The organism is Pseudodesulfovibrio sp. lm2024 (assembly GCF_051175575.1).
GTDB lineage: Bacteria > Desulfobacterota > Desulfovibrionia > Desulfovibrionales > Desulfovibrionaceae > Pseudodesulfovibrio > Pseudodesulfovibrio caledoniensis.
Window position 1 is genome coordinate 2825951 of record NZ_CP195092.1, and the last position, 21898, is coordinate 2847848.

Annotated in this window: 22 protein-coding genes; 11 read left to right on the plus strand and 11 right to left on the minus strand. The window is 65.0% G+C overall.

Annotation, left to right across the window (positions count from 1 at the left end; genetic code table 11):
* The first annotated feature begins 35 nt into the window (after positions 1-35).
* On the plus strand, positions 36-1067 hold the full coding sequence (locus tag ACR42D_RS13405; protein ID WP_484567289.1) for a Ppx/GppA phosphatase family protein: 1032 nt from the start codon (positions 36-38) through the stop codon (positions 1065-1067).
* A gap of 11 nt (positions 1068-1078) precedes the next feature.
* On the opposite strand, the gene lepB is transcribed toward ACR42D_RS13405, so the two are convergent.
* From lepB to ACR42D_RS13435, 6 genes are all read right to left on the minus strand, one after another.
* Entirely contained in the window at positions 1079-1927 is an 849-nt protein-coding gene (lepB, locus tag ACR42D_RS13410; RefSeq protein ID WP_484567290.1) for a signal peptidase I, read from the minus strand.
* A 17-nt stretch (positions 1928-1944) separates the two neighbouring features.
* Positions 1945-3063 (minus strand): threonine synthase, encoded by a 1119-nt coding sequence (locus tag ACR42D_RS13415; RefSeq protein ID WP_484567291.1) that lies wholly within the window; start codon positions 3061-3063, stop codon positions 1945-1947.
* Positions 3060-3458: a RidA family protein gene (locus ACR42D_RS13420; RefSeq protein ID WP_484567292.1), complete on the minus strand. Its 399-nt coding sequence runs from the start codon at positions 3456-3458 to the stop codon at positions 3060-3062. Before ACR42D_RS13420 ends, ACR42D_RS13415 begins: the two co-directional genes overlap by 4 nt.
* Before the next feature lie 65 nt (positions 3459-3523).
* Positions 3524-4543 carry a glycosyltransferase gene (locus ACR42D_RS13425; RefSeq protein WP_484567293.1) on the minus strand — a complete coding sequence of 340 codons (1020 nt, stop codon included), beginning with the start codon at positions 4541-4543 and terminating at the stop codon, positions 3524-3526.
* Between the two features lie 4 nt (positions 4544-4547).
* The gene (locus ACR42D_RS13430) at positions 4548-5465 is read right to left on the minus strand and encodes a TIGR00269 family protein (protein ID WP_484567294.1); all 918 of its coding nucleotides are present in this window, start codon (positions 5463-5465) and stop codon (positions 4548-4550) included.
* Between the two features lie 14 nt (positions 5466-5479).
* The gene (locus tag ACR42D_RS13435; protein WP_484567295.1) at positions 5480-5677 is read right to left on the minus strand and encodes a hypothetical protein; all 198 of its coding nucleotides are present in this window, start codon (positions 5675-5677) and stop codon (positions 5480-5482) included.
* 206 nt (positions 5678-5883) lie between these two features.
* On the opposite strand from ACR42D_RS13435, the gene ACR42D_RS13440 reads away from it, so the two are divergent.
* The 6 genes from ACR42D_RS13440 to ACR42D_RS13465 all read left to right on the plus strand — a co-directional run bounded on the left by ACR42D_RS13440 (position 5884) and on the right by ACR42D_RS13465 (position 10887).
* On the plus strand, positions 5884-6255 hold the full coding sequence (locus ACR42D_RS13440; protein ID WP_484567296.1) for a response regulator: 372 nt from the start codon (positions 5884-5886) through the stop codon (positions 6253-6255).
* A 184-nt stretch (positions 6256-6439) separates the two neighbouring features.
* Entirely contained in the window at positions 6440-7408 is a 969-nt protein-coding gene (locus ACR42D_RS13445) for an HD-GYP domain-containing protein (protein ID WP_484567297.1), read from the plus strand.
* A gap of 74 nt (positions 7409-7482) precedes the next feature.
* The gene (locus ACR42D_RS13450; RefSeq protein ID WP_484567298.1) at positions 7483-8124 is read left to right on the plus strand and encodes a site-2 protease family protein; all 642 of its coding nucleotides are present in this window, start codon (positions 7483-7485) and stop codon (positions 8122-8124) included.
* 25 nt (positions 8125-8149) lie between these two features.
* Complete coding sequence (trpS, locus tag ACR42D_RS13455; RefSeq protein WP_484567299.1) at positions 8150-9139, plus strand: tryptophan--tRNA ligase; 990 nt, start codon at positions 8150-8152, stop codon at positions 9137-9139.
* A 69-nt stretch (positions 9140-9208) separates the two neighbouring features.
* Positions 9209-9637, plus strand: a complete 429-nt coding sequence (locus tag ACR42D_RS13460; RefSeq protein WP_484567300.1) for an FKBP-type peptidyl-prolyl cis-trans isomerase — start codon at positions 9209-9211, stop codon at positions 9635-9637.
* Positions 9638-9714: 77 nt separating this feature from the next.
* Positions 9715-10887, plus strand: coding sequence for a pyridoxal phosphate-dependent aminotransferase (locus ACR42D_RS13465; protein WP_484567301.1), 1173 nt, complete (start codon positions 9715-9717; stop codon positions 10885-10887).
* 240 nt (positions 10888-11127) lie between these two features.
* On the opposite strand, the gene ACR42D_RS13470 is transcribed toward ACR42D_RS13465, so the two are convergent.
* Positions 11128-11742 (minus strand): hypothetical protein, encoded by a 615-nt coding sequence (locus ACR42D_RS13470; RefSeq protein ID WP_484567302.1) that lies wholly within the window; start codon positions 11740-11742, stop codon positions 11128-11130.
* A gap of 150 nt (positions 11743-11892) precedes the next feature.
* On the opposite strand from ACR42D_RS13470, the gene ACR42D_RS13475 reads away from it, so the two are divergent.
* Complete coding sequence (locus tag ACR42D_RS13475; protein ID WP_484567303.1) at positions 11893-12192, plus strand: late competence development ComFB family protein; 300 nt, start codon at positions 11893-11895, stop codon at positions 12190-12192.
* 82 nt (positions 12193-12274) lie between these two features.
* On the opposite strand, the gene ACR42D_RS13480 is transcribed toward ACR42D_RS13475, so the two are convergent.
* From ACR42D_RS13480 to ACR42D_RS13490, 3 genes are all read right to left on the minus strand, one after another.
* The gene (locus tag ACR42D_RS13480) at positions 12275-15445 is read right to left on the minus strand and encodes an efflux RND transporter permease subunit (RefSeq protein ID WP_484567304.1); all 3171 of its coding nucleotides are present in this window, start codon (positions 15443-15445) and stop codon (positions 12275-12277) included.
* Between the two features lie 9 nt (positions 15446-15454).
* Positions 15455-16522 carry an efflux RND transporter periplasmic adaptor subunit gene (locus ACR42D_RS13485; RefSeq protein WP_484567305.1) on the minus strand — a complete coding sequence of 356 codons (1068 nt, stop codon included), beginning with the start codon at positions 16520-16522 and terminating at the stop codon, positions 15455-15457.
* A gap of 163 nt (positions 16523-16685) precedes the next feature.
* Entirely contained in the window at positions 16686-17156 is a 471-nt protein-coding gene (locus ACR42D_RS13490; RefSeq protein WP_484567306.1) for a MarR family winged helix-turn-helix transcriptional regulator, read from the minus strand.
* A 95-nt stretch (positions 17157-17251) separates the two neighbouring features.
* Between ACR42D_RS13490 and ACR42D_RS13495 the strand changes: the two genes are divergently transcribed.
* The gene (locus tag ACR42D_RS13495; RefSeq protein WP_484567307.1) at positions 17252-20350 is read left to right on the plus strand and encodes a UvrD-helicase domain-containing protein; all 3099 of its coding nucleotides are present in this window, start codon (positions 17252-17254) and stop codon (positions 20348-20350) included.
* Here the strand turns inward: ACR42D_RS13495 and ACR42D_RS13500 are convergent.
* The gene (locus ACR42D_RS13500; RefSeq protein ID WP_484567308.1) at positions 20347-20490 is read right to left on the minus strand and encodes a hypothetical protein; all 144 of its coding nucleotides are present in this window, start codon (positions 20488-20490) and stop codon (positions 20347-20349) included. The two genes, ACR42D_RS13495 and ACR42D_RS13500, sit on opposite strands and share 4 nt — an antisense overlap.
* A 68-nt stretch (positions 20491-20558) precedes the next feature.
* Between ACR42D_RS13500 and cbiR the strand changes: the two genes are divergently transcribed.
* Both cbiR and ACR42D_RS13510 read left to right on the plus strand, forming a co-directional pair.
* A complete protein-coding gene (cbiR, locus tag ACR42D_RS13505) occupies positions 20559-21392 on the plus strand; it encodes a cobamide remodeling phosphodiesterase CbiR (protein ID WP_484567309.1) in 834 nt (277 codons plus the stop codon).
* Positions 21389-21898: a bifunctional adenosylcobinamide kinase/adenosylcobinamide-phosphate guanylyltransferase gene (locus ACR42D_RS13510; protein WP_484567310.1), complete on the plus strand. Its 510-nt coding sequence runs from the start codon at positions 21389-21391 to the stop codon at positions 21896-21898. The genes cbiR and ACR42D_RS13510 overlap by 4 nt, the downstream gene beginning before the upstream one ends.

Here is a 21898-nt window from a genome sequence, read left to right on the forward strand (position 1 = left end):
ACATCGGTAAGCCTTGTAGGAGACATTGGGGGAGAATGATGCGTCCAAGATTGAATATCGCACTGCTGGCCGGACTGATTCTGTGCCTCTGCATGGCCTCGCCGTCCTCCGCGCAGGACGCCACGGTGGTCCGCCGCGCGGCCTTTGACATCGGCTCCGCCAACATCAAGTGCATTGTCGCGGACGTGGACATCTCCACCGGCCTGATCGTCACCCCGGTGGCGACCCTGTCCGAGAAGGTCGACTTCGCCGAGGACCTGGCCAGGTCCTACGACGGCAACCTGAGCAAGGAAGTCATGGCCCAGGGCATCCAGGCCCTGGAAAGGCTCAAGGCCGTGGCCGTGGAGAAGAGCGCCCTGGAGTACTCCGCCGTGGGCGGCCGCATCTTCCAGGAGGCCCAGAACGGACGGGCCTATTTCGTGCGCATCCGCCAGGAGACGGGCATCCCCTCGCGGGTCATCTCCGAACAGCAGTCGGCCATGCTCGGCTACCACGCCGTGCGCCAGGAGTTGGGCGACAAGGCCCACGACCTCCTGGTCTGGGACATCGGCGGCAACTCCATGCAGATGACCATCCGCAAGCCGGACGGCGGCCTGCTCTTCTACCTCGACCCCATGGCCTCCATCGCCTTCAAGAACGTGGTCATCCACAACATCCAGCACAAGGACCTCAACACCACGGTCAGTCCCAACCCGGTCAGCGCCCACGAGGCCGAGCAGGCCCTGGCCTATATCCAGGCCCATGCGGCCATGACCGTGCCCCTGTACATCGCCAACCGGGTCTCCCAGCCGGGCCTGACCGTGGCCGGCATCGGCGGGGTGCATTACTACTCCGTGCCCGAGGTCCTCGGCGGCCGCAAGGAGACCTACACCCGCGACGAGGTGGCCGAGGCGCTCAAGCGGTGGACCGGCAAGCCGGACAAGGCGTTCGACAGCGAATTCGCCGAGAGTCGGCTGACCAACCTCATCCTGGTCCTGGGCTACATGGATGCCCTGGGCATCAAGGAAATCCGCCCGCTGAAGATCAACCAGGCGGACGGGCTGTTCGCGGCCCGCGAGTTCTGGTAGGCCGCCCCCGCCTAGCGCAGGGGCGCTCCCAGCCTGTCCGACCAGTCAGGCGCTTTCATGTCGCCGGGGAAATAGATGTACCCGGCCCTCCCGGTTATCCGATCCCTGGGCACCGGCCCGAGCCAGCGCGAATCCAGGCTGTCCTCGCGGTTGTCGCCCATCAGGAAATACTCGTCCGGCCCCAGCCGGACCGGCCCGAAGGTGTCGCGCACCGGGAGGATGCCCTCCCTGGTGTAGCAGACGTAGGGCTCGTCCAGGGGCGCGCCGTTCACGAACACCCGCCGCGCCCGGATCTCCACGGTCTCGCCGGGCAGCCCCACCACCCGTTTGACGAAATCGCGCCCGTTGGTACCGGGCGTGGAGAAGATGACGATCTCGCCGCGCGCAAGCGTATCCCCGGGCTCCAGGACCTCGACCATGAAGTGGTCGCCCACCCGGATGGTCGGCAGCATGGACGCGGACGGCACCTTGTACGCCTTGAAGAACCAGCCGTTGACCACGTGCTCGAAGACCGCGCCCGAACCGAGGCTGACGGCCAGGCAGACCAGGTATATCCACAGCCGATTGCACGGCTTGAGGGTGTACCCGGTCAGCTTGCGCGCCGTGGCGAACGCCTCCCCGGCCGCGAACAGGTTGTAGCCGATCAGGATGGACACGCACAGGAGCATGGCCGCGAAATCGGCCCAGAACAGGACCATGAACAGGGCCACCAGGATCTCGGCCAGGTAGAAGCCCACGCCCTTTTTCCACTGCCCGTTGTAGACCTGGCCCAGGCCCACGGCCACCAGGGAGAGAAGCAGGGCCAGCCACGGGTTGCGGGGCCGGGTAACAGGCGTCATGATCGCGTCGCTGTCGGCCATGGGAAGCGTCCTTTCGGTCAGTCGCTGACCAGCTTATGCAGTTTGTCCCCCACCTTGAGCCCGTGGCCGGTGAACATGGTCACGATGGTCTCGTCCGGATCGGCGGCCGCCGCGTACTGCGCGGCACCGGCCGCCACGGCCGCCGAGGTGGGTTCGATGCAGAACCCCTTGCGCCCCGCGTCCCGGAAGGCGGCCAGGATGGCCTCTTCGGACACGGCCAGGCAGGTCCCGCCGGTGTTGCGCACGGCCTCGAGCATCTGCGTCCCGCGCATGGGCAGCGCGATGGCGATGCCCTCGGCCAGGGTGGGTTCGGATGCGGCGGCGTCCACCGCGTCCGCGCCCTCGGCAAAGGCCGCGCACAGCGGCGCGCAGCGGGCCGACTGCACGGCCACCAGCCGGGGCACGCGCTCGATGAGCCCCATGTCCCTCAGTTCGGTGAAGCCGATGTGCGCCCCGAGCAACAGGGTGCCGTTGCCCGCGGGCAGGACCACGGCGTCCGGGCCCTTCCAGCCGAGTTGCTCGACCACCTCGTAGGCGAAGGTCTTGGTGCCGTGGAAGAAGAACGGGTTGTACACGTGGCTGGCGTAGTAATGATCCTTGGCCGCCGCCATGCACGCGGCGGCCGTGTCCTCGCGCGAGCCGGGCACGGGATTGAGCTCGGCCCCGTAGAGCTCGATCTGCCCGAGCTTGCCCGGCGAGTTGTCGGCGGGCACGAATATGCGGCACCGGATGCCCGCCTTGGCCGCAAAGGCCGACACGGCGCAGCCCGCGTTGCCGGACGAGTCCTCGACCACGTCGGTCACGCCGATGTGCGCGGCCATGGCCATCATGACCGCCGCGCCCCGGTCCTTGTACGAGCCGGTGGGAAAGAGCTGCTCCTGCTTGACCAGCACGCCACGTCCGCCCAGTTCCACCTCGACCATGGGGGTGAACCCCTCGCCGAGCGTCAGTTCCGCGCCCTCGGGCACGGGCAACGCCTCGCGGTAGCGCCACAGGGTGGCGGGCCGCCCGGCCACCTTGGCGGGGTCCAGGCTCGGGGTGAAATCCAGGTCCAGCAGGCCGCCGCAGTCGCAGCGCCAGCGCGGGGCCATGACGTCGAAATCCAGGCCGCAACCACGGCAGACGAACCGGGTCATGCGCCCTCCCCCTGGCCATCGTCCACGGCGGCCACGCACTCGATCTCCACCTGGAAGCCGTAGTGCAGTTCGCGGGTCGGGACCACGGCGCGGGCTGGCTTGTGGTCGCCGAAGAACTCGGCGTAGACCGCGTCGACCCGTCCCCACAGTTCGATGTCGGAAATATAGCAGGTGCACTTGAGCACCCGGTCGCGGCTTGAGCCCGAGGCGCGCAGGACCGCGTCCACGTTTCGCAGCGCCTGGAGCGTCTGCTCCTCGACCGAGCCGAGCTTCCTTTCGCCCGTGGCCGGGTCCACGGCGAGCATGCCGGAGACCCAGACCAGGCCGCCGTGCACGACGCCCTGTGAATAATGCCCCGCCGGGGGCGCGCAATCCGGGGTGGATACGAACTTCATGAATACTCCTTGTCTTGAGCGAACCGTGCCAGATTCCGGGAGGGATGGCTAGAAAGAGAGGGACGTCAGGCGGCCGGGATGTAGTCGCGGCCAAGCTCACAGCCGCGCTCGCCGAGGAACGCCGCGATCTCCTCGCGCGCGCCACGGCTGGCCACATAGGGGATGCAAAATCCCTGGCCCGGTCCGGGGGCCTGGCTGCGGTCACGGACCGGCAGGCCGTGGACCACGTGGCCGATCTTCTTCGGGTCCACGTCGTAGTAGGCCGCGAACTCGACGCCGTGCTCGAGCAGCAGGTCGGCCCGCTTGCGGGTGGTCCGCCCTGAGCCCAGGATGTGCACCACCGGGTGATGCGGGTTGTTGCGCTCAAGCCAGCGGGCCAGATACTCGGTCTTGATGCGGTAGAAGGCGTCCACGTCGTAGCGCGGGTGGTTGCGCGACAACCGCTCCGGCGGGTCGTTCCAGACCAGCAGTTCGGCGTCCGCCTTCATCATCCTCACCCCGCCCTCCAGCCAGCGCAGGAGCAGGTCGTAGTCCTCGGGAAAGTCCCCCTCGCGGTACGGACCGTGCGTCTCCAGGCAGTCGCGCCGGAACATGATGGACGGGTTGGGCACCGGAAACTCCACGAACCGGTTCAGGCTGATGGCCTCGTGGGTCAGCAGGGTGTTGGTCCAGTCCACGTAATGGGCGTACCCCCGGCAGGTCTTGCGGCAGCCGCCGAAGCGCACCCGGCAGCCGGTCAGGCCGACCTCCGGGTGGTCGTCGAGCAGCCCGGCCTGGGCCGCGAGCCTGCCCGGCAGCGACTCGTCGTCGGCGTCCATGCGGGCGATGTACATGCCCCTGGAGGCCTCGATGGCCGCGTTGGCCGCCCGGATGACCCCGCCGTGGGGGATGGAAAAGGTACGGACGCGTCCGTCCCGGCGCGCGTATTCGGCCAGGACGGACGCGGTGTCGTCGGTTGATCCGTCGTCCACGGCCACCACCTCGAAGTCCGCGCCCTCCTGGGCCAGGAGCGAATCGAGCGCCCCGGCCACGGTCCGCCCGCAATTAAAGCAGGGCATGGTCACGGATATCCTCGGCGCGGCCACGGGACTACTCCGCCTGGGCCTTGCTCTCGCGCACCGCCGCCTTGATGCGGCAGACCGAGCATATCTCGGCGCTGGTGGGCGAGCCGCACTCGGTGCACGGCTTCAGTTCCGCCCCGGTCTCCTTCTCCACCTGGGCGAAGGCCGGTTTGCCTTTTTTCAGGAAGGACTGGTAGAACTGGAATTTCTGTCCCGGGCTGCGGTGTTCCAGCTCGCCCCACAACTCCTTGTGGCCGGTGAAGCTGGCTCCGCCCGCGTACGGGCAGGGGTCGGAATGGATCTCGATGCCCTTGAGGAAGGCGTAGTTGGCGGTCTCGAACTCGCTTAAGCGGAACAGGGGCTTGACCTTGCGCACGAACCCCTCGGACGCGGGCAGAACCGGGCCCTGGTCGGACAGATAGGCCGTGTCCCAGCGCAGGGTGTTGGCGAACAGCCGGGCCACCTCGTCGTCCAGGTTGTGGCCGGTGGCCAGGACATCGAACCCCTCCTCCACCGCGATGCGGTTGAAGTGGTGGCGCTTCATCTTGCCGCACACGGCGCAGACCGGACGCTTGATGTGTTCCTTGACGTCCGGGATGGGCAGCCCCCAGGCGGCCATCTCGAAGACGCGCAGGGGCAGTTCGTTCAGTTCGCAGAAGTTCTCGACCTTGCTGCGGGCCTTGTCCGACGAGTTCGGGATGCCCAGGTCGATGTGCAGGCCGGTCACGTCGTACCCCTGCAGTTTGAGTTCGAGCATCAGCGCCAGGGAGTCCTTGCCCCCGGACAGGGCCACCAGGACCCGGTCGTCGCGGGTGAACATCTTCTCCCGGCGGATGGCCGTCTCCACCTGCTTGGTGAAGAAGAGCGGATAACAGTCGGCGCAGAAGCCGGAGTGGTGACTCGGCAGGGCCACGTGGGCCGTCTTGCGGCAGCGGGTGCATTTCATATGAACATACCCCCTTAACCGGCCGAGGTGACTTTGCGGACCATAAGCTCGTCGCCGTGGAAGAGCTTGCGGTCCGAGGTGAGCAGCTCGCCGTCGCGGACGACGATGGCCATGGTGGAACGGAGCCGCAATTTGTTCAGCACGGCCAGCACCGAGCGCGTGTTGTCCAGCTCGATGCGCTTTCCGTCCGGTTCCAGATTGACAATGATCATGGGTGTCTCCTTTGCCGCAGGTCATTTTGAGGGCCAGCGGCTGCGGCGGACACTACGCAGGTTGGCGTCCGAGTTCAAGTTTCGCCCCGCCCGCCGCCCGGGCCGGGGCCAGGGTGATTATCTGCCATTAATTTCAAAACCGCTGTTGACCCTAAAGTGAAATATCGCCTATGCTCGAACCAAGGGCTAAATCCAAGGAGGAAGCCATGAGTCAACCCAAGATTCTCGTAGTCGACGATGAGAAACACATCCGCATGCTCTATCGGGAAGAACTGGAAGCCGAGAATTACGTTGTCGCCACTTCGGACGGTGAAGAAGACATTCTCGATGTCATCGCCAGGGAAAACCCGACCATAGTCATTCTGGATATCAAGCTGGGCGTCAACCGCTCCGGTCTCGACCTGCTGCAGGAAATCCGCACCAAGGATCAGCAGATTCCGGTCATCCTTTCGACGGCCTACGACTCCTTCCAGCATGACTTGAAGTCCATCGCGGCGGACTACTACGTGGTCAAGTCCGTGGACCTGACCGAGTTGAAGGACAAGGTCCGGATGGCCTTGAACAAGGCCGGCGTATAGTATTTCTCCTTCATACTCACTCCCGAAACGGACGTCCTCCCATCGTGGGGGGGCGTCCTGCTTTTTGGGGCTGGCGCGGGGAGCGTCCGGCTATCATTGACAATCGACAACATTCATGGATAGCTGAGACCATTCCGGGAGGGGACAGGGGGTTCCGAGGCCCCGGACAAACAGGAAGATGCCCATGGCCCAAATGACCAAGGCTGAATATTTCCCCATCTCTCCACTCATCCTGCGGCCCGATTTCAAGGTGCCCTTCGACATTTTTCTGCGCCACGACGACAGTTACGTCCTGTTCAACGCCAGCGGCAGGACCCTGACCAAGGCCAAGCGCAAGGAGCTGGCCCTGGCGGGGATCGTGACCATCTACGTGGACAAGCGCTCCCGCAAGCTCTACCACAGCTACATCCAGGCCAACCTCATCGACCTGCTCGAGGACGAATCCATTTCCCTGCCCGAGCGCGCCCAGGCATGGACCAACGCGGCCTCGGCCCTGTCCCAGGAGCTGTTCGAGACCAACCTGCCCGGCCCGGCCTTCAAGAAGCGCTACGTCCGTTTCCAGGAACTCATCCGCAGCAGCACGAACTTCCTGAAATCACCGGCCCCGCTCAAGAATCTGGCCCGGTTCATCGGCAAGGGGTACGGGACCTATCACCACGGCATCTCGACCATGGTCTACGCCGTGAACCTGATGCAGGAGTACAAGCTCGAGGACGAGGACGTCCTGGCCTGCGGCATGGGCGCGCTGCTCCACGATATCGGCCAGGTCGGCATGGACGAGGACCTGCTCAACACCGACCCCGCGACCATGACCCCGACCGAGTTCCAGGCATACGCCATGCACCCGCTTATCGGGGTGCGCGTGTGCGCCAACTTCGACCTGCCGGTCATCGCCACCAACTGCATCCTGTTCCACCACGAACGGTACGACGGCAAGGGCTACCCCACCCAGGCCTCGGGCGAGGAAATCCCCCTGCCCACCCGCGTGGTCGCCCTGTGCAACCGCTACGACGACCTGACCCGCAACCGCCCCTACAGCCGGGCCATCAAGCCGTTCGACGCCCTCAAGGCTCTGACCGACGACAAGGGGCTGGTGGAGCCGGACATGATCAAGCGGTTCATCAAGCTCCTGTCCAGGGCGGAGATCGTGTAACAACCGGCGCACCGGGCGGGTTCGCGGCCTGAAATACCTTGCCGCCCCACCCCGTTGCATGATAGCCGCACCAGATGTTCAATATCACCGCACAGGACATCCAGGTCTACCTGACCCTGGCGCCGGGCCTGCTCGTCGCCCTGGTCTTCCACGAGGTGGCCCACGGCTACGTGGCCTACATGCTCGGAGACCCCACGGCCAAGGCCGCCGGGCGGCTGACCCTGAACCCGCTCAAGCACCTGGACCCCATCGGAACCCTGGCCTTCTTCTTCGTCCATTTCGGATGGGCGCGGCCCGTACCCGTCAACGCCCGCTACTTCAAGGACCCGCGCAAGGGCATGATGCTCACCGCCATGGCCGGGCCGGGCGTCAACTTCATCCTGGCCGCCCTGTTCGCCGGGGCCTTCCACCTCATGGCCCTGTTCGGCTTGAGCCCCCGCAGCGCGCTCTACGCCGTGGCCTACTACGGGGTCTTCGTCAATCTCATCCTGGCCGCCTTCAATCTTTTGCCCATACCGCCGCTGGACGGCAGCAACGTCCTGGCGTACTTTCTTCCCCCGCGAGCCGCCTACAAGTACATGTCCCTGAGCCGCTACGGGTTCATCATCCTCATCGCCATCATCCTGCTCGGTCGCTATACCGGGCTCGACATCGTCGGCCGGGTGATCGTCCCCCTGGTCCAGGGGCTGGGCTCCCTGCTGGGCGTGCCCCTCTAACCCTCAAACAGCAGACCACTTCATCATGAGCGAAAAACAACGAATCCTCTCCGGCATGCGGCCCACCGGCCCCCTCCACCTTGGTCACTACTTCGGCGTCATCGACAACTGGCTGAAGCTCCAGGAGGAGTACGACTGCTTTTTCTTCGTGGCCGACTGGCACGCCCTGACCAGCGAATACGCCGACCCGACCCGCATCAAGGGGTTCATCCCCGGCCTGGTCAAGGACTGGGTGGCCGCCGGACTGGACCCTGAAAAGTGCTCCATCTTCCAGCAGTCCCAGATCAAGGAGCATGCAGAGCTCAACCTGATCCTGTCCATGTACACCCCGCTGGGCTGGCTCGAACGCTGCCCGACCTACAAGGACCAGAAGGAACAGCTGGCCCAGAAGGACCTGAACACCCACGGTTTCCTCGGCTACCCGGTGCTCATGTCCGTGGACATCCTCATGTACAAGCCCCTGGCCGTGCCCGTGGGCAAGGACCAGCTGCCGCATCTGGAGCTGACCCGCGAGATCGCGCGCCGGTTCAACCACCTGAACAACACCGACCTTTTCCCGGAACCGGCCGACATGCTCACCGAGGAGCCGGTCCTGCCCGGCCTGGACGGGCGCAAGATGTCCAAGAGCTACGGCAACTCCATCATGCTCTCCGAGCCCCTGGACGAGATCATGCCCAAGGTGCGCGGCATGAAGACCGACGAGAACCGGCTGCGCAAATCCGATCCGGGCGACCCGGACGTCTGCAACCTTTTCCCCTACCACCGGCTCATGACCGACCCGGCAAAGCTCCCCGAGATCATCAAGGGGTGCAAGGACGCCTCCTGGGGCTGCGTGGACTGCAAGAAGCTGCTCATGGAGTCGCTGGAACGGTTCCTCACGCCCCTGCACGAGCGCCGCGCCGCCTGCACCGACGAAAAGGTCCGGGAAATCCTGGAGGCGGGCAACGCCAAGGCGCGTTCCTACGCGGAAAAGACCATGGAAGAGGTCCGCAAGGTCATCAACTTCGACTTCTAGGCGAAAACGCGCTAGGGTGTCCCAATCCACCCGGATACGACCGGGCCAAACAACCATCCAGGAGATTCTATGACTGCGCAGAATGGCAGCACTGTAAAGGTACACTACACCGGCACCCTCAAGGAGGACGGCAGCCAGTTCGATTCCAGCGAAGGCCGCGAGCCGCTGGAGTTCAAACTGGGTGAAGGCATGGTCATCGCAGGGTTCGAGAAAGCCGTCATCGGCAAGTCCGCGGGCGACTCCGTGACCGTGGAAATCCCGCCCGAGGAGGGCTACGGCTCCCCCAGCGAGGAACTGGTCTTCCAGGTCCGCCGCGAGCAGCTCCCGCCCACCGTGGAGCTGGAAGAGGGCATCATGCTGGAGATCCGCACCGACGACGACCAGCCCGCCTACGTGCGCGTGACCGAGTTCGACGAGGAGCTGGTCACCCTGGACGGCAACCATCCCCTGTCCGGCCAGACCCTGGTGTTCGACATCGAAATCGTTGAAGTAGCGTAACCGGCGACATTGTAAACAACTTTCCCCGCCTCTTGCTGCACCGGCGAGGGGCGGGGTTTTCTTTTGCGAGACGCGACATGAGCATATCCGATCGTTGCTGCGGCATCACCCCGTTCCTGGTCATGGAAATCAACGAGAAGGCCGAGGCCATGGAGCGTGCCGGACAGTCCGTCATCCGCATGTGCGTGGGCGAACCGGACTTCGACACCCCCGAGTGCGCCAAGAAGGCCGCCTGCAAGGCGCTCGACGACAACCAGACCCACTACACCCACTCGCTGGGCATCCGCGAACTGCGCGAGGCCATCTGCGAAGACTACCAAAAACGATACGGCGTTACCGTCGAACCGGACAACATGGTCGTCACCCAGGGCACCAGCCCGGCCATGCTCGTGCTCTTCTCCACCATTCTGGAGCAGGGCGACAAGGTCATCACCTCGGACCCGTGCTACGCCTGCTACGACAATTTCATCACCTTTGCCGGAGCGCAGCCGGTCAAGGTCCCGGTCTTCGAGGACGACGGTTTCCAGTACCGCGTGTCCGCCATCCGCAAGGCCCTTGCCGAGAACGACCGGATAAAGGCCATCCTGATCAACTCCCCGGCCAACCCCACCGGCACCCTACTCTCCGAGGAGCGCCTCAAGGCCATCGCCGAGATCGCCGAGGAGCACGACCTGTGGATCGTGTCCGACGAAATCTACCACGGCCTGGTCTACGAGGGTAAGGAACACTCCATCCTCGAATACACGGACCGCGCCTTCGTGTTCAACGGGTTCTCCAAGCTCTACGCCATGACCGGCTGGCGGCTGGGCTACCTCATCGCCCCGCCCCACTTCATGCGCACCCTGCAGAACCTCGCCCAGAACTTCTTCATCTCGGCCAACACAATGGCCCAGTGGGGCGGCCTGGCCGCGCTCAAGGAGGCCGGTGAGGACGTGGAACGCATGAAGGCCACCTACAACAAACGCCGCGTGTACATGCTCGACCGCCTCAAGACCATGGGGCTGCCCGTCAAGCACGAACCCACCGGCGCGTTCTACGTGCTCATCAACATGCGCCCCTACGCCGAGAAGTTCGGCGGCTCCTCCCTGTCCCTGGCCTACGACATCCTCGAAAAGGCCCACATCGCCGTCACCCCGGGTATCGACTTCGGCCAGGGAGCCGAAGGCTACATCCGCTTCTCCTACGCCACCTCCATGGCCAACATAGAAGAAGGCATGAACCGGTTGGAAAGGTATCTGAAGGACTTCTAAAGACGAGTCATGGCGCGACGGGAGGCGGCTTCCGAGAGCGGGCCATCTGCACATTTTTTCCGGGGGCTTCCATCCTCACGTGGACGGCTACGCTGCGGTGGAAGCCCCCCGGAAGAAAATGCACAGCTGACACACTCTCGAAAGCCTTGTGCTAGCGCGTGGAGAGAGCCGCTGTCGGGTGCTGCGCACCCGAATCGCTCCAGGGATGAGAGGCATGTGGGGAGACGCTCCCCTTAGTCACTACACCCGGATGTCCAGCCCCTTGTACGGGGCGGCGCCCGCACCGACCACAACGCCGCCGGGGGCGAACAGGGTTTGGGGGGGCATGTTGGCGGCGTACCAGTTGGCCATGGCCTCGGCGGACAGGGGGCGGGTCATGTCCTGTTCGGACAGGCTGTTCCTGGCCGCGGCGGCGAGCTTGCCGAACTGGAGGGCCTGGCCGAGTTGGTGGACCCGCTCGGGGTTGGCCGCGAAATAGGCGTTGATCATGTCCTTGTCCGGATGGTCGCCCGCCACCGTGGCCGCGCCCGCCGGGTCGTGGAGCAGACGGAAGACCGTGGCGGTGTCCACGCCCAGTCCCTGGAGGTCGGCCTTGACCTCGTCGTTCCAGGTTTCGAGCAATTCGGTATGGCGGGTCTCGACGTCGGCGAAGGTCAGTTGCCCGTCGGCATCGGGTGATGCGGTGGAAAGCAGATCGCGCAGATAGCCGCGCAGGACCGAGCCCGAGGCCGGAGCGTCGTCCCGACGGGTTTTTGACTGTTCGGGGCCCAGGGGAAAGTCGCTGTCCGAAACGGATTTTCTCGGACGCTTGTACGTGTACCCTTGTACAGCCTGTTCAATAGGTTGCGTGGCCATAATGCCTTCCCGCGCAGGCGTTGTAGCGAAAAACCGCAGACGTTCACCCTATATTCTTAGCATGAAATGTACCATTCGATTGCCAAGAAACGGCGATCAGGGTTAACCTGGGGCAACTCCTGAAAACCGCCAACCACCGGGGGAAGGCCCATGATGCTCAAAAAATCGATGAAGATTAACGGGGTGGACGTATCCAAGATCACGAACCGCAACGAGCGGCGCGTGGCCGAACTGATCCCGGAGATCCTCGACGAATATTACGAAGACTATATTTTCGAGGACCTGGACATCCAGGACATCTACGCCCTGGCCCTGAACCTGCTGCCCGCGGCCTACGCCCAGACCGGATCCATCGTGCTCTCGGACCGCGTCTCGGACTACGAGCTGCGCTCCCAGATCCGCAAGGCCGTGGAACGGGTCCTGGACAACCCCACCCGGGCCAAGGATTAGCCCGAAATCGGCCGCAAACAAGGCAAAACGAACGGCCCGCCATGGCGAACATGGCGGGCCGTTTATTTCGGGGTTGCCCGGTCTAGGCTTCTTCCTGCCCGCCGCCCTTCTTTTCCATGGGGATGACGAACATGAGCAGGGCCGGGATGACGAACACGGTGAAGACCGTGGACAGGGCCAGGCCGCCCAGGACCACCGCGCCCAGGCCGCGATAGAGCTCGGAGCCGGGGCCCGGGGCCACGGCCAGGGGGAGCATGCCGAAGACCGAAGTGGTCGCGGACATGTAGATGGGCCTAAGCCGGGTGCGGGCCGCGTCGAGCACGGCCTCCTTGTGGTCCATGCCCTGTTCGCGCACGTTGTTCAGGGACTGATGCACGATGAGGATGGCGTTGTTCACGACCACGCCGATGAGGATGACGAAGCCGAGCATGGTCAGGATGTCCAACGGCTGCGGGGCGATGAGCAGGTTCTCGAGACGCAGGCCCATGAACCCGCCCGCGCCGGCCAGGGGCACGGTGAACATGATGATCAGCGGGTAGATGAAGTTCTCGAAGAGGGCGGCCATGAGCAGGTAGGTGATGATCATGGCCAGGATGAAGTTCCACTTGAGCGCGTCGCGGGTCACGGTCAGCTTGTCGGCCGCGCCGGACAGGCGCACGGACACGTCCCGCATCAACCCGGTCTGCTCCACCTGGGGCAGAAGCTGCTGTTCAATGATCTCCATGGCCGACTGCAGGGGCATGTCCACGGGCGGGGTGACCTGCAGGGTGATGGTCCGCCTGCGTTCCAGGTGGCGGATCTGGGTCACGCCGTAGGTGTTCTCCATGTCTGCCAGAGAGGACAGCGGCACGGCCCACCCCTTGGGGGTGGCCACCAACTGCGAATAGAGCTCCTCGGGCGTGGCCACGTTCTCGTTGGACGCCTTGAGCACCAGGTCGATCTTTTTTTTGCCCTCTTCCTTGTAGTCGCCCACCTCCTTGCCGTCCAAGATGACGTCAATGGCGGTGCCCAGGTCCTCGGAGGTCAATCCCACGGCCTTGAGCCGGTCGCGGTACGGGTGGAAACGGACCTCTGGATAAAGCAGCTCCAGCGACGGAATGGGCCGGATCTGCGCGCCGTGGATGGTCTGCATGGTCATGCCGAACATGGTCCCGGCCACGGCCACCAGTTGGTTCAGGTCGTCGCCCGAGAAATCCACGTTGATGACGCGGCCCTCGCCCAGCCCCTGTTCGAAGATGGACGCCTGGAGCGACACGCCGAACATGCCGGGGATGGAATTGATGATCCGCATGAACATGGGGATGAGCTCGCCCGCGTTCTGCTCCTGGGTGGAGATGGCCCCGAACAGGTTGATGGTCGGCGCGGACACGTAGAAGAGTTCCTCCACGCCGGGCTCTCCGTTCACTTCCTTGCGGAACCGGGGCTTGACCTGATCGAAGACGTACTTGCCGATGTCGTCGCGCTCCTCGAAGGACAGGCCCGGCGGCGGGATGAGGATGTTGATGATCAGGTTGCGGTTGCCCTGGGGCAGGTATTCCATCTTCGGGAACATGGTCACGACCATGAGCACGGACAAGGCGGTCAGCCCCAGGACGGTGATCAGCCGGGTCTTCCAGTTGTCGATGGCCCAGGAGAGCACGCCGATGATCCAGTCGGCCAGCTTGCCGCCGATCCGGGTCAAGGGGATCAGCGCCCGCTTGACCAGGGACAGCCCGGCCGGGGTGCGCGGCCCGTCGGACGGGGTCTCGCGCTGTCTTTTGATGTCCGCGATGCGGTAGAACTGGTTGGCCAGCATGGGAATCACCAGGACGGACACGAGCATGGACAGGGCAATGGCGCAGGTCACGGCGATGGCGATGTCCTTGAACAGCTGCCCGGCCTCCTGCTCCATGAAGACCACGGGCAGGAACACGGCCACGGTGGTCAGGGTGGAGGCCAGGACCGCGCCCCAGACCTCGCTGGCCCCGTCATAGGCCGCCTTGAATGGCGACTTGCCCATGTTTCGATGCCGGTCCACGTTCTCCAGGACCACGATGGCGTTGTCCACGAGCATGCCCACGGCAAACGATATGCCCGCCATGGACACGATGTTCAGGGACCGCCCCGAGGCCGCGAACATGATGAACGCGCCCACGATGGACACCGGGATGGACACGGCCACGATAATGGTCGAGCTGAAGGACTGGAGAAAGACGAACAGGACCACGATGGCCAGGATGGAGCCGATGAGGATGTTGCGCTGGACCAGGCCGATGGCGCCGTTGATGTACGGACGCTGGTCGTAGACCCAGTTGAAGCGCACGCCCTGCTCGGCCAAGGGACCGTCGTTGAGTTCCTGGATGACCTTGTGAACATCGTCGGTCATGGTCAGGATGTTGGTGCCCGGCTCGGGCCGGACGCCCACGACCATGCCGGTCTCGCCGTTGTAGCGCATGGCCACCGTGTGCTTCTCGTTGCCGCGCGCCACCGTGGCCACGTCGCCCAGGGTGACGCGGTACTGGCCGGACGAGGAGATGACCACGGACTCGATGTCCTCCGGGGTCTTGAAGTCGGCCGGGGTGCGGATGCGGTAGTCGCGGCGGCCCACGCCGAGCGTGCCTGCGGACACGGACACGTTTTCGCTCTTGAGCACGCCGATCAGTTCGGTGGCGGTCAGGTTGTAGGAGGCCAGCTTGACCGGATCGACGATGACGTCCATCTCATCCTCGCGGCCGCCGCCGACAAACAGCTCGGCCACGCCCTCCACGCGCTCGATGTACTGGCGGATGTCGTTCTCGAAATACGTCCGGTAGGTGGTCACGTCCCTGTCGTTGCCGGGCAGGGTCTCGAGGACCAGCCAGATGACCGGGGAAGTGGACGCGCCGGTGGCCGAGATGATCGGCCGGTCCACGCCGTCGGGGTATTCCGGCACCTCGTCGAGCTTGTTGGACACGCGCAGCAGCGCGCTGTCGATCTCGGTGCCGATCTCGAATTTGAGGGTCAGTTCGGTGCGCGCGTTGTAGTTGGCGCTCTCCATCTGGGTCAGGGCCGGGATGCCCTTGAGCACCTTTTCCTGCTCCTCGGCCACGTCGCGCTCCATCTCGTAGGGCGTGGCCCCGGTCCAGGTGGTGGTCACGGTGATGACCGGCTCGGTCACGTTGGGCGAAAGCTGGTACGGCAGGCCGAGCAGGGCCACCGTGCCGAACAGGACCACGAGGATGACGCCGACCAGGACGGCCACGGGCTTGCGTATGGCGGTTCCGACGATATCCATGGCAACCTCCTACTGCCGCGCCATGGGCTGTGCGGCCACAGGCTGCTGCGGCTGGAGCCGCTCGTTGCCCTTGACGACCACGTCCATGCCCTCCTTGAGGGTCGTGGACTTGACCCCGGCCTCCATGCCCCGGTAGCCGACCACGTACACCGGCATGGGCTGCGCCTTGCCGTCCACCACGGCCCAGACGACCATCTGCCCCCTGGACGAGATGATTGCGTCGCGGGGCACGATCATGGTCGTGCCGCCCAGCCCTTTGGGCAGGACCACACGGGCCTCCATGCCCTGGGCCAGGAAGCCGTCGTTGCGCACGCGTATCTTGACCGGGAAGGTGCGGGTGGCCACGTCGCCGCGCGGGATGGCCGCGAAGACCGTGCCCGGCACGTCCCGGCCCGCCACCCTGACGGTCACCGCAAGGCCGGGCTTGACCACGCCGAAGGCCTCGCGCGGGGCGTTGACCACCACGTCGAAGTCCTGGTCCTCGGCCATGACGGCCACGGTCGCGCCCACCGATATCCAGTCGCCGCGAAACGCCTTGCGCTCGATGACCACGCCGTCGTAGGGGGCGCGGATGGTCTTCTTGGCGCGCTCGGTGAGCAGCCGGTTGAGAATCGCCTGAGCCGCGATCGTCTCCTTTTCGGCGGACAGGGCGGTCAGCCGCTTGGAGTCGTATTCGCCCTCGGCCACGGTGCGGCTCTGATACAATTTGGTGGTCCGTTCGTTCTCGAGCTTGGCCAGTTCAAAGTCGGCCTTGGCCTGCTCCAACAGGGCGCGGGCGTTGGCGATGCTGCTGTCCAGGATGTCCGATGACAGGACCACCAGCTGGTCGCCCTTCTTGACGCGCTGGCCGTCCTGCACGTCCAGGGACACGACCTTGCCCTCGACCTCGGCGGCCACGTTGGAAATCTCGGAGAAGTAGACGGTGCCGATGAACTCGGTCTCGGGAGCCATATCGCCGCTGGTCACCTTGGCCGTGACCACCGGGGATGGCGGTCGCTCGCCCTGCTGGGCGGACGCCGGGACGGCCAGGAGCATCATCAGACATAAGACAACCGCACTCTCAAGGACTTTCCGCATCACTCACCCGTCTCCCGTAAGTTTTTCCCTGTTCCAGCCGTGATTCACCTATCCGTCGCCGCCATGGCGCAAAAAAAATGCGGAATCAGGGCCACAACGCCCCGTTCCGGCAGGAGCCCGCACGCGAATGCGGTCCCTTCGGACGTTTACCCCCAGTTTCGCGTCACGACTGTTCCTTGAGGCAGCAGGCGGGGTCCAGGTGCGGCTCGATGAGCTGCCACAGGACCCGCTTGCACACGGCGAATTCCTCGGGGTCCACGTGCCGGGCGATCTCCGCGCGGCTCTCATGGACGATGTCCAGGGTGAAGTCCACCAACTCGCGGCCCTTGTCCGTGATGTAGATATACTTCACCCGCCGGTCGTCGTCGCTGGATTCGCGGCGCAGCAGGCCGTGCTTTTCCAGGGCCGCCACCAGGCGGCTGACCCCGGTCTTCTCCTGGGAAAGCATGTCGCACAGCCTCCCCTGGGTCAGCCCGTCGGCCTTGTAGGCCGGCAACAGGGCGCGCCACTGCTCCACCGTGATCTTGACCCCGGCCTCGGCGAAGCGGGCGGCCAGATCGTTGGCGTGTATGCGGGCTACCTTCCATGCGAGGAAGCCGATGGACTCCCTCGGGTTCAGTCGTTCAAGATTCATGACAAAAGTTGTATCTGCAACAAAACCCGCAGTCAACCCATTTTGGCGAGGTCCACGGGTTGCAATAATAGGAGTATGCCTATACTGTTCCCTCCATGGAAAGATTCACCGCCGACCTGCACATCCACTCCCGTTTTTCGCGTGCCACCAGCAAGAAACTGACCATCCGGAACCTGGCCGCATGGGGCCGCCTGAAGGGGCTTTCCGTGCTCGGCACGGGCGATTTCACCCACCCGGAGTGGCTGGCCGAGATCGAGGAGCAGCTGGAGGACAACGGCAAGGGACTCTTCACCCTGCGAGAGCCCGCCGGGCTGGAAAAGGAAATCCCGGTCTTTGACGGCGAGATACCCGGCCGCACCCGTTTCATGCTCCAGACCGAAATCAGCTCCATCTACAAGCGCGGCGGCAAGGTCCGCAAGGTCCACAACCTGGTGTTCATGCCCAACCTGGACGCGGTCCGGCGGTTCAACGAGCGGCTCGGCCAGGTCGGCAACCTGGCCTCGGACGGCCGCCCCATCCTCGGCCTGGACTCCCGCGACCTCATGGACCTGGTCCTGGACACCCACTCCCAGGCCTTCCTGGTCCCAGCGCACATCTGGACCCCCTGGTTCTCCCTGTTCGGCTCCAAGTCCGGCTTCGATTCCATCCGCGAATGCTTCGGCGACTACGCGGACGAGATCTTCGCCATGGAGACCGGCCTGTCCTCGGACCCGGAGATGAACTGGACCTGGTCCGAACTGGACCGCATCCGGCTGATCTCCAACTCCGACGCCCACTCCGGCGAAAAGCTCGGCCGCGAGGCCAACCTGTTCCGGGGCGAGATATCCTACGAGGGCATCTACCGGGCCCTGCGCGGCGAGGGGCTGGGCCACAAATTTCTCGGAACCGTGGAGTTCTTCCCCGAGGAGGGCAAGTACCACATGGACGGGCACCGCAAGTGCGGCGTGTCCATGGACCCCCACGAGACCATCGCCCGTGACGGCATCTGCCCGGTCTGCGGCAAGCCCGTGACCGTGGGCGTGTACAACCGCGTCCTGGAGCTGGCCGACCGCGAGGAGCCGGTCCAGCCCGCTGGCGCGCCCGGCTTCGTCTCGCTCATCCCGCTCAAGGAGATCCTCTCCGAGGTGCTCGGCGTGGGCGCGGGCTCCAAGAAGGTCGACCACCTGTACATGAAGCTCATCCGCGAGTTCGGCAACGAGCTGGATGTGCTCCAGCGGGTGCCCGCCGAAGACCTGAACCGCTTCTCCTGCCACCTGGCCGAGGGCATCATCCGCATGCGCGACGGCCAGGTCATCCGCAAGGCCGGGTTCGACGGCGAATTCGGGGTTATCTCGGTCTTCTCGGAAAAGGAACGCGCCCAGATCAAGAACGGGGCCACGCTCATCCACATCCCCCGGCCCGAGGTCAGGCCCGACCCCGGCATGGCCGCGACCTGCAAGGCCGTGTCCCGGCCCAAGGTCGAGGCCGTGCCCCTGGCCTACAACGACGCCCAGCAGGCGGCCATCGACGCGGGCCCCGGCCCGGTGCTCGTCCTGGCCGGTCCGGGCACGGGCAAGACCCAGACCCTCATGGGGCGGGTGGAACGGCTCATGGACGAGGGGGTCCCCCCCAAGCGCATCCTGGCCCTGACCTTCACCCGCCGGGCCGCCCAGGAGATGCGCGACCGGCTGCACGCCCTGCGCGGCGAGAACGCGGACATGCCCCAGGCCGGGACGCTCCACTCCCTGTGCTTCGACTACTGGAAGCACGCCTACTCCGAGACGCCCATCGTGGTGCCCGAAGCGGCGGCCAAGAAACTTTTCGCCGAGGTCAACCCGGAGTTCGCGGGCAAGAACCTCGACCACTACTGGAACAAGTACATCCTGGCCCGCGAGCAGCTGACCGAGCTGCCCGAGGACCTGGCCGAAGCGCATATCAGCTACGGCAACCAGAAGAACCACTGGGACCTGGTGGACTACACCGACCTGTTGGAATTCATGCTGGAGCAGTCCGGCGCGCCGACCTTCCACATGCCCTACACCCACGTGCTGGTGGACGAGGTCCAGGACCTCACCCCCCTGCAGCTGGCCGTGGTCCGGGGCATCGCCGGGCAGTCCGGCGAGGGGCTGTTCTGCATCGGCGACCCCAAGCAGTCCATCTACGGGTTCCGTGGCGCGGTCAGCGATGTGGAGGCCCACCTCAAGGGAGTCTGGCCGAACATCGAGCCGATCACCCTGATCGACAACTACCGCTCGGGCCAGACCATCCTGGACGGGGCGGGCAATCTTTTCCCCGACTCCCCGCGCCTGATCGCGCGCAAGGACGTGACCGCGACCATGCACCTGTTCGAGGCCCCGGACGCCATGCGCGAGGCCACCTGGATCAGCGACAAGATCAAGGGACTCATCGGGGCCACCAGCCACTCCATCGTGGACGGCGAGGGCGGCGGCGAGCTGGCCCCCGGCGACATCGCCGTGCTGGTCCGCTTCAAGGCGCTCATCCCGGTCATCGAAAAGGCCCTCAAGCGCGCGGGCGTGCCGGTCTCCACACCGGAGCTGGAAGGGTTCTGGCAGGAGCCCCGCGTGGCCGCCATCCTCAAGGCCGCCGAGCAGTTCCTGGGCATGACCCTGTCCGGCGTGGAGGACACCATCGAGATCCCGGACCACATCCTGGCCAAGGGGCCGGTGGGACTGGCCGCGTTCCTCAGCGAGACCCCGCCCTTCGACCAGTTCTTCTGGGAGAGCCGCCAGTTCAAGGAGCTCAAAACGGAGTTCGACCGGCGCGGCGGCTGGCAGGGGCTGGTCAACTGGGTGTCGCTCCAGACCGAGCTCGAACTGGTCCGACGGACCGCCGAGAAGGTCCAGATCATGACCCTGCACGCCTCCAAGGGGCTGGAATTCGAGGCTGTCTTCATGCCCGCCTGCGAGGAGGGCATACTACCGTTCGCGGGCATGGACCTGCTCACCGCCAAGGTCACCCTGACCCCGGGCCGGGGCCAGCGGTTCGCCGAGGAGCGCCGCCTGATGTTCGTGGGCATGACCCGCGCCCGGCGCAACCTCTATCTCAGCCACGCCGCCAACCGGCAACTCTACGGCAAGACCCTGACCCTGCCGAGATCACGATATCTTAGGGAAATCCCTGAAGAACTTCTGACCAAGTCCACCCTGGCCGCCCGCAAGGTGACCAAGGAAAAGCAACTCGGCCTGCTCGATTAGAGAATGAAGCGGTAGAGCCCGCGTTCGTAGACCCAGCAGAGGCTGCGGGCCGCGGACCGGGGCATGCCGAATCGGCGCAACCGGCAGAAGAGATGCAGGGGGTTGAACTTATGTTGGAAATAATTCCGAAACCCGATCATATTCAAAACCTCGGCAGATCGTTCGTCACACTGAGCGGTCCGCTGCAATAGCCATGCCCCGAGATCCTATGTCAACGAAACCGGCGGGTTCCCCGGACGGCCCCGGCCGTGACCGGGCAAATAGTGCGCACTCCGGCCCCCTGTCCGTGCGGGCCGTGGAGGAAAAATGGGGCGTGCGCTTCCCCTTTCCCCTGGCCGCGCCCTCGGCCGTGCTGCCCGCCGGACTGGCCGAAAACGCCGTGTTTCTGGCCGACCATTTTCCCGAAATCGCTGTTCTTTTCTTCGAGACCGAGGCCTGCCTGGCCTACACGGACAAGGACCTGCCCGCGCATCTCGCGGACCTGCCCTGCTCCTGGCACGTGCACCTGCCCCTGGACCTGCCGTGGCAGGCCGGATTCGAGACCGTCTGGCAAAAGATTGACGGGCTGCTGGACAAGATCGCCCCGGTTTCGCCGAGGGCGTATGTGCTCCACCCACCCGAGGAGCCGGACTTGCTCGTGCCCCTGGCGGCCAGGCTGCGCGACAAGGGCGTGGACCCGGCCCGGTTCCTGATCGAGAACGTGGGCGGCCGCAGCCTGACCCCGGTCTGGGACGAGGTCGTGGAGGGCGGCTATTCCGCCTGCCTGGACATCGGGCACATCCAGGCCTATGACCAGCGCGACGTGCTCAAGCTGCCCGGCCTGTGGGACCGGGTGCGCATGCTCCACGTGTACGGAGCCGAGCGGGACCGGCGGCACTGGCCGCTCAATGAGCTGGACCCGGTGGGCCAGGTTCTGCTCCGGACCCTGCTTGCGCGGGCGTCCGACTTCACGGTGACCCTGGAGGTCTTTGGCCGGCGGGGGCTGTTCGACTCCCTGGACCTCCTGGGCCAGTGGTTCGCCCGATGGGAGGGAGAAAAATGATCACATTGGTGCTCGGCGGCAACAAATCGGGAAAATCCGATTTCGCGCTGAATTTGCTGGCCGATTCGCCCGGTCCGGCCCTGTTCGTGGCCACGGGCAAGGCCCGGGACATGGAATTTCGCGACCAAATACGGCTCCACCGCCAAAGCCGGGGGCCCGGTATCGAGGTGGCGGAAGTGGCCGAGGACTTGCCTCAAAGGCTCCAAAAGGCTAAATTGTCGTTTCCGGCCGTGCTGGTGGATAGCCTCGACTACTGGTTGTTCGCCTGCCGCGAGGCCGGATGCGAGCCGGTTAAGGTCGAGGAATTCCTGGAAGTTCTCGACAACTGGGGCTCCACGGATTTGATACTTGTCTCTTGTGAGACAGGGCTTGGGCCGTTGCCTGCGGGCAGCGCGGTCCGGGCCTTCGTGCGGAGCCTCGGCGCGCTCAACCAAGCTGTCGCCGTGCGGGCCGACCAGGCTTTCCTGGTGGCGGCCGGGCTGCCGTTAACCCTGAAACAGGGATAG

Bases quoted from the DNA above. Each gene is read 5' to 3' on its own strand.
- ACR42D_RS13405 (WP_484567289.1), top strand. From the start codon at position 36: ATGATGCGTCCAAGATTGAATATCGCACTGCTGGCCGGACTGATTCTG.
- lepB (WP_484567290.1), bottom strand. From the start codon at position 1,927: ATGGCCGACAGCGACGCGATCATGACGCCTGTTACCCGGCCCCGCAAC.
- ACR42D_RS13415 (WP_484567291.1), bottom strand. From the start codon at position 3,063: ATGACCCGGTTCGTCTGCCGTGGTTGCGGCCTGGATTTCGACGTCATG.
- ACR42D_RS13420 (WP_484567292.1), bottom strand. From the start codon at position 3,458: ATGAAGTTCGTATCCACCCCGGATTGCGCGCCCCCGGCGGGGCATTAT.
- ACR42D_RS13430 (WP_484567294.1), bottom strand. From the start codon at position 5,465: ATGAAATGCACCCGCTGCCGCAAGACGGCCCACGTGGCCCTGCCGAGT.
- ACR42D_RS13435 (WP_484567295.1), bottom strand. From the start codon at position 5,677: ATGATCATTGTCAATCTGGAACCGGACGGAAAGCGCATCGAGCTGGAC.
- ACR42D_RS13440 (WP_484567296.1), top strand. From the start codon at position 5,884: ATGAGTCAACCCAAGATTCTCGTAGTCGACGATGAGAAACACATCCGC.
- ACR42D_RS13445 (WP_484567297.1), top strand. From the start codon at position 6,440: ATGGCCCAAATGACCAAGGCTGAATATTTCCCCATCTCTCCACTCATC.
- ACR42D_RS13450 (WP_484567298.1), top strand. From the start codon at position 7,483: ATGTTCAATATCACCGCACAGGACATCCAGGTCTACCTGACCCTGGCG.
- trpS (WP_484567299.1), top strand. From the start codon at position 8,150: ATGAGCGAAAAACAACGAATCCTCTCCGGCATGCGGCCCACCGGCCCC.
- ACR42D_RS13460 (WP_484567300.1), top strand. From the start codon at position 9,209: ATGACTGCGCAGAATGGCAGCACTGTAAAGGTACACTACACCGGCACC.
- ACR42D_RS13465 (WP_484567301.1), top strand. From the start codon at position 9,715: ATGAGCATATCCGATCGTTGCTGCGGCATCACCCCGTTCCTGGTCATG.
- ACR42D_RS13470 (WP_484567302.1), bottom strand. From the start codon at position 11,742: ATGGCCACGCAACCTATTGAACAGGCTGTACAAGGGTACACGTACAAG.
- ACR42D_RS13475 (WP_484567303.1), top strand. From the start codon at position 11,893: ATGATGCTCAAAAAATCGATGAAGATTAACGGGGTGGACGTATCCAAG.
- ACR42D_RS13480 (WP_484567304.1), bottom strand. From the start codon at position 15,445: ATGGATATCGTCGGAACCGCCATACGCAAGCCCGTGGCCGTCCTGGTC.
- ACR42D_RS13485 (WP_484567305.1), bottom strand. From the start codon at position 16,522: ATGCGGAAAGTCCTTGAGAGTGCGGTTGTCTTATGTCTGATGATGCTC.
- ACR42D_RS13490 (WP_484567306.1), bottom strand. From the start codon at position 17,156: ATGAATCTTGAACGACTGAACCCGAGGGAGTCCATCGGCTTCCTCGCA.
- ACR42D_RS13495 (WP_484567307.1), top strand. From the start codon at position 17,252: ATGGAAAGATTCACCGCCGACCTGCACATCCACTCCCGTTTTTCGCGT.
- ACR42D_RS13500 (WP_484567308.1), bottom strand. From the start codon at position 20,490: ATGATCGGGTTTCGGAATTATTTCCAACATAAGTTCAACCCCCTGCAT.
- cbiR (WP_484567309.1), top strand. From the start codon at position 20,559: ATGTCAACGAAACCGGCGGGTTCCCCGGACGGCCCCGGCCGTGACCGG.
- ACR42D_RS13510 (WP_484567310.1), top strand. From the start codon at position 21,389: ATGATCACATTGGTGCTCGGCGGCAACAAATCGGGAAAATCCGATTTC.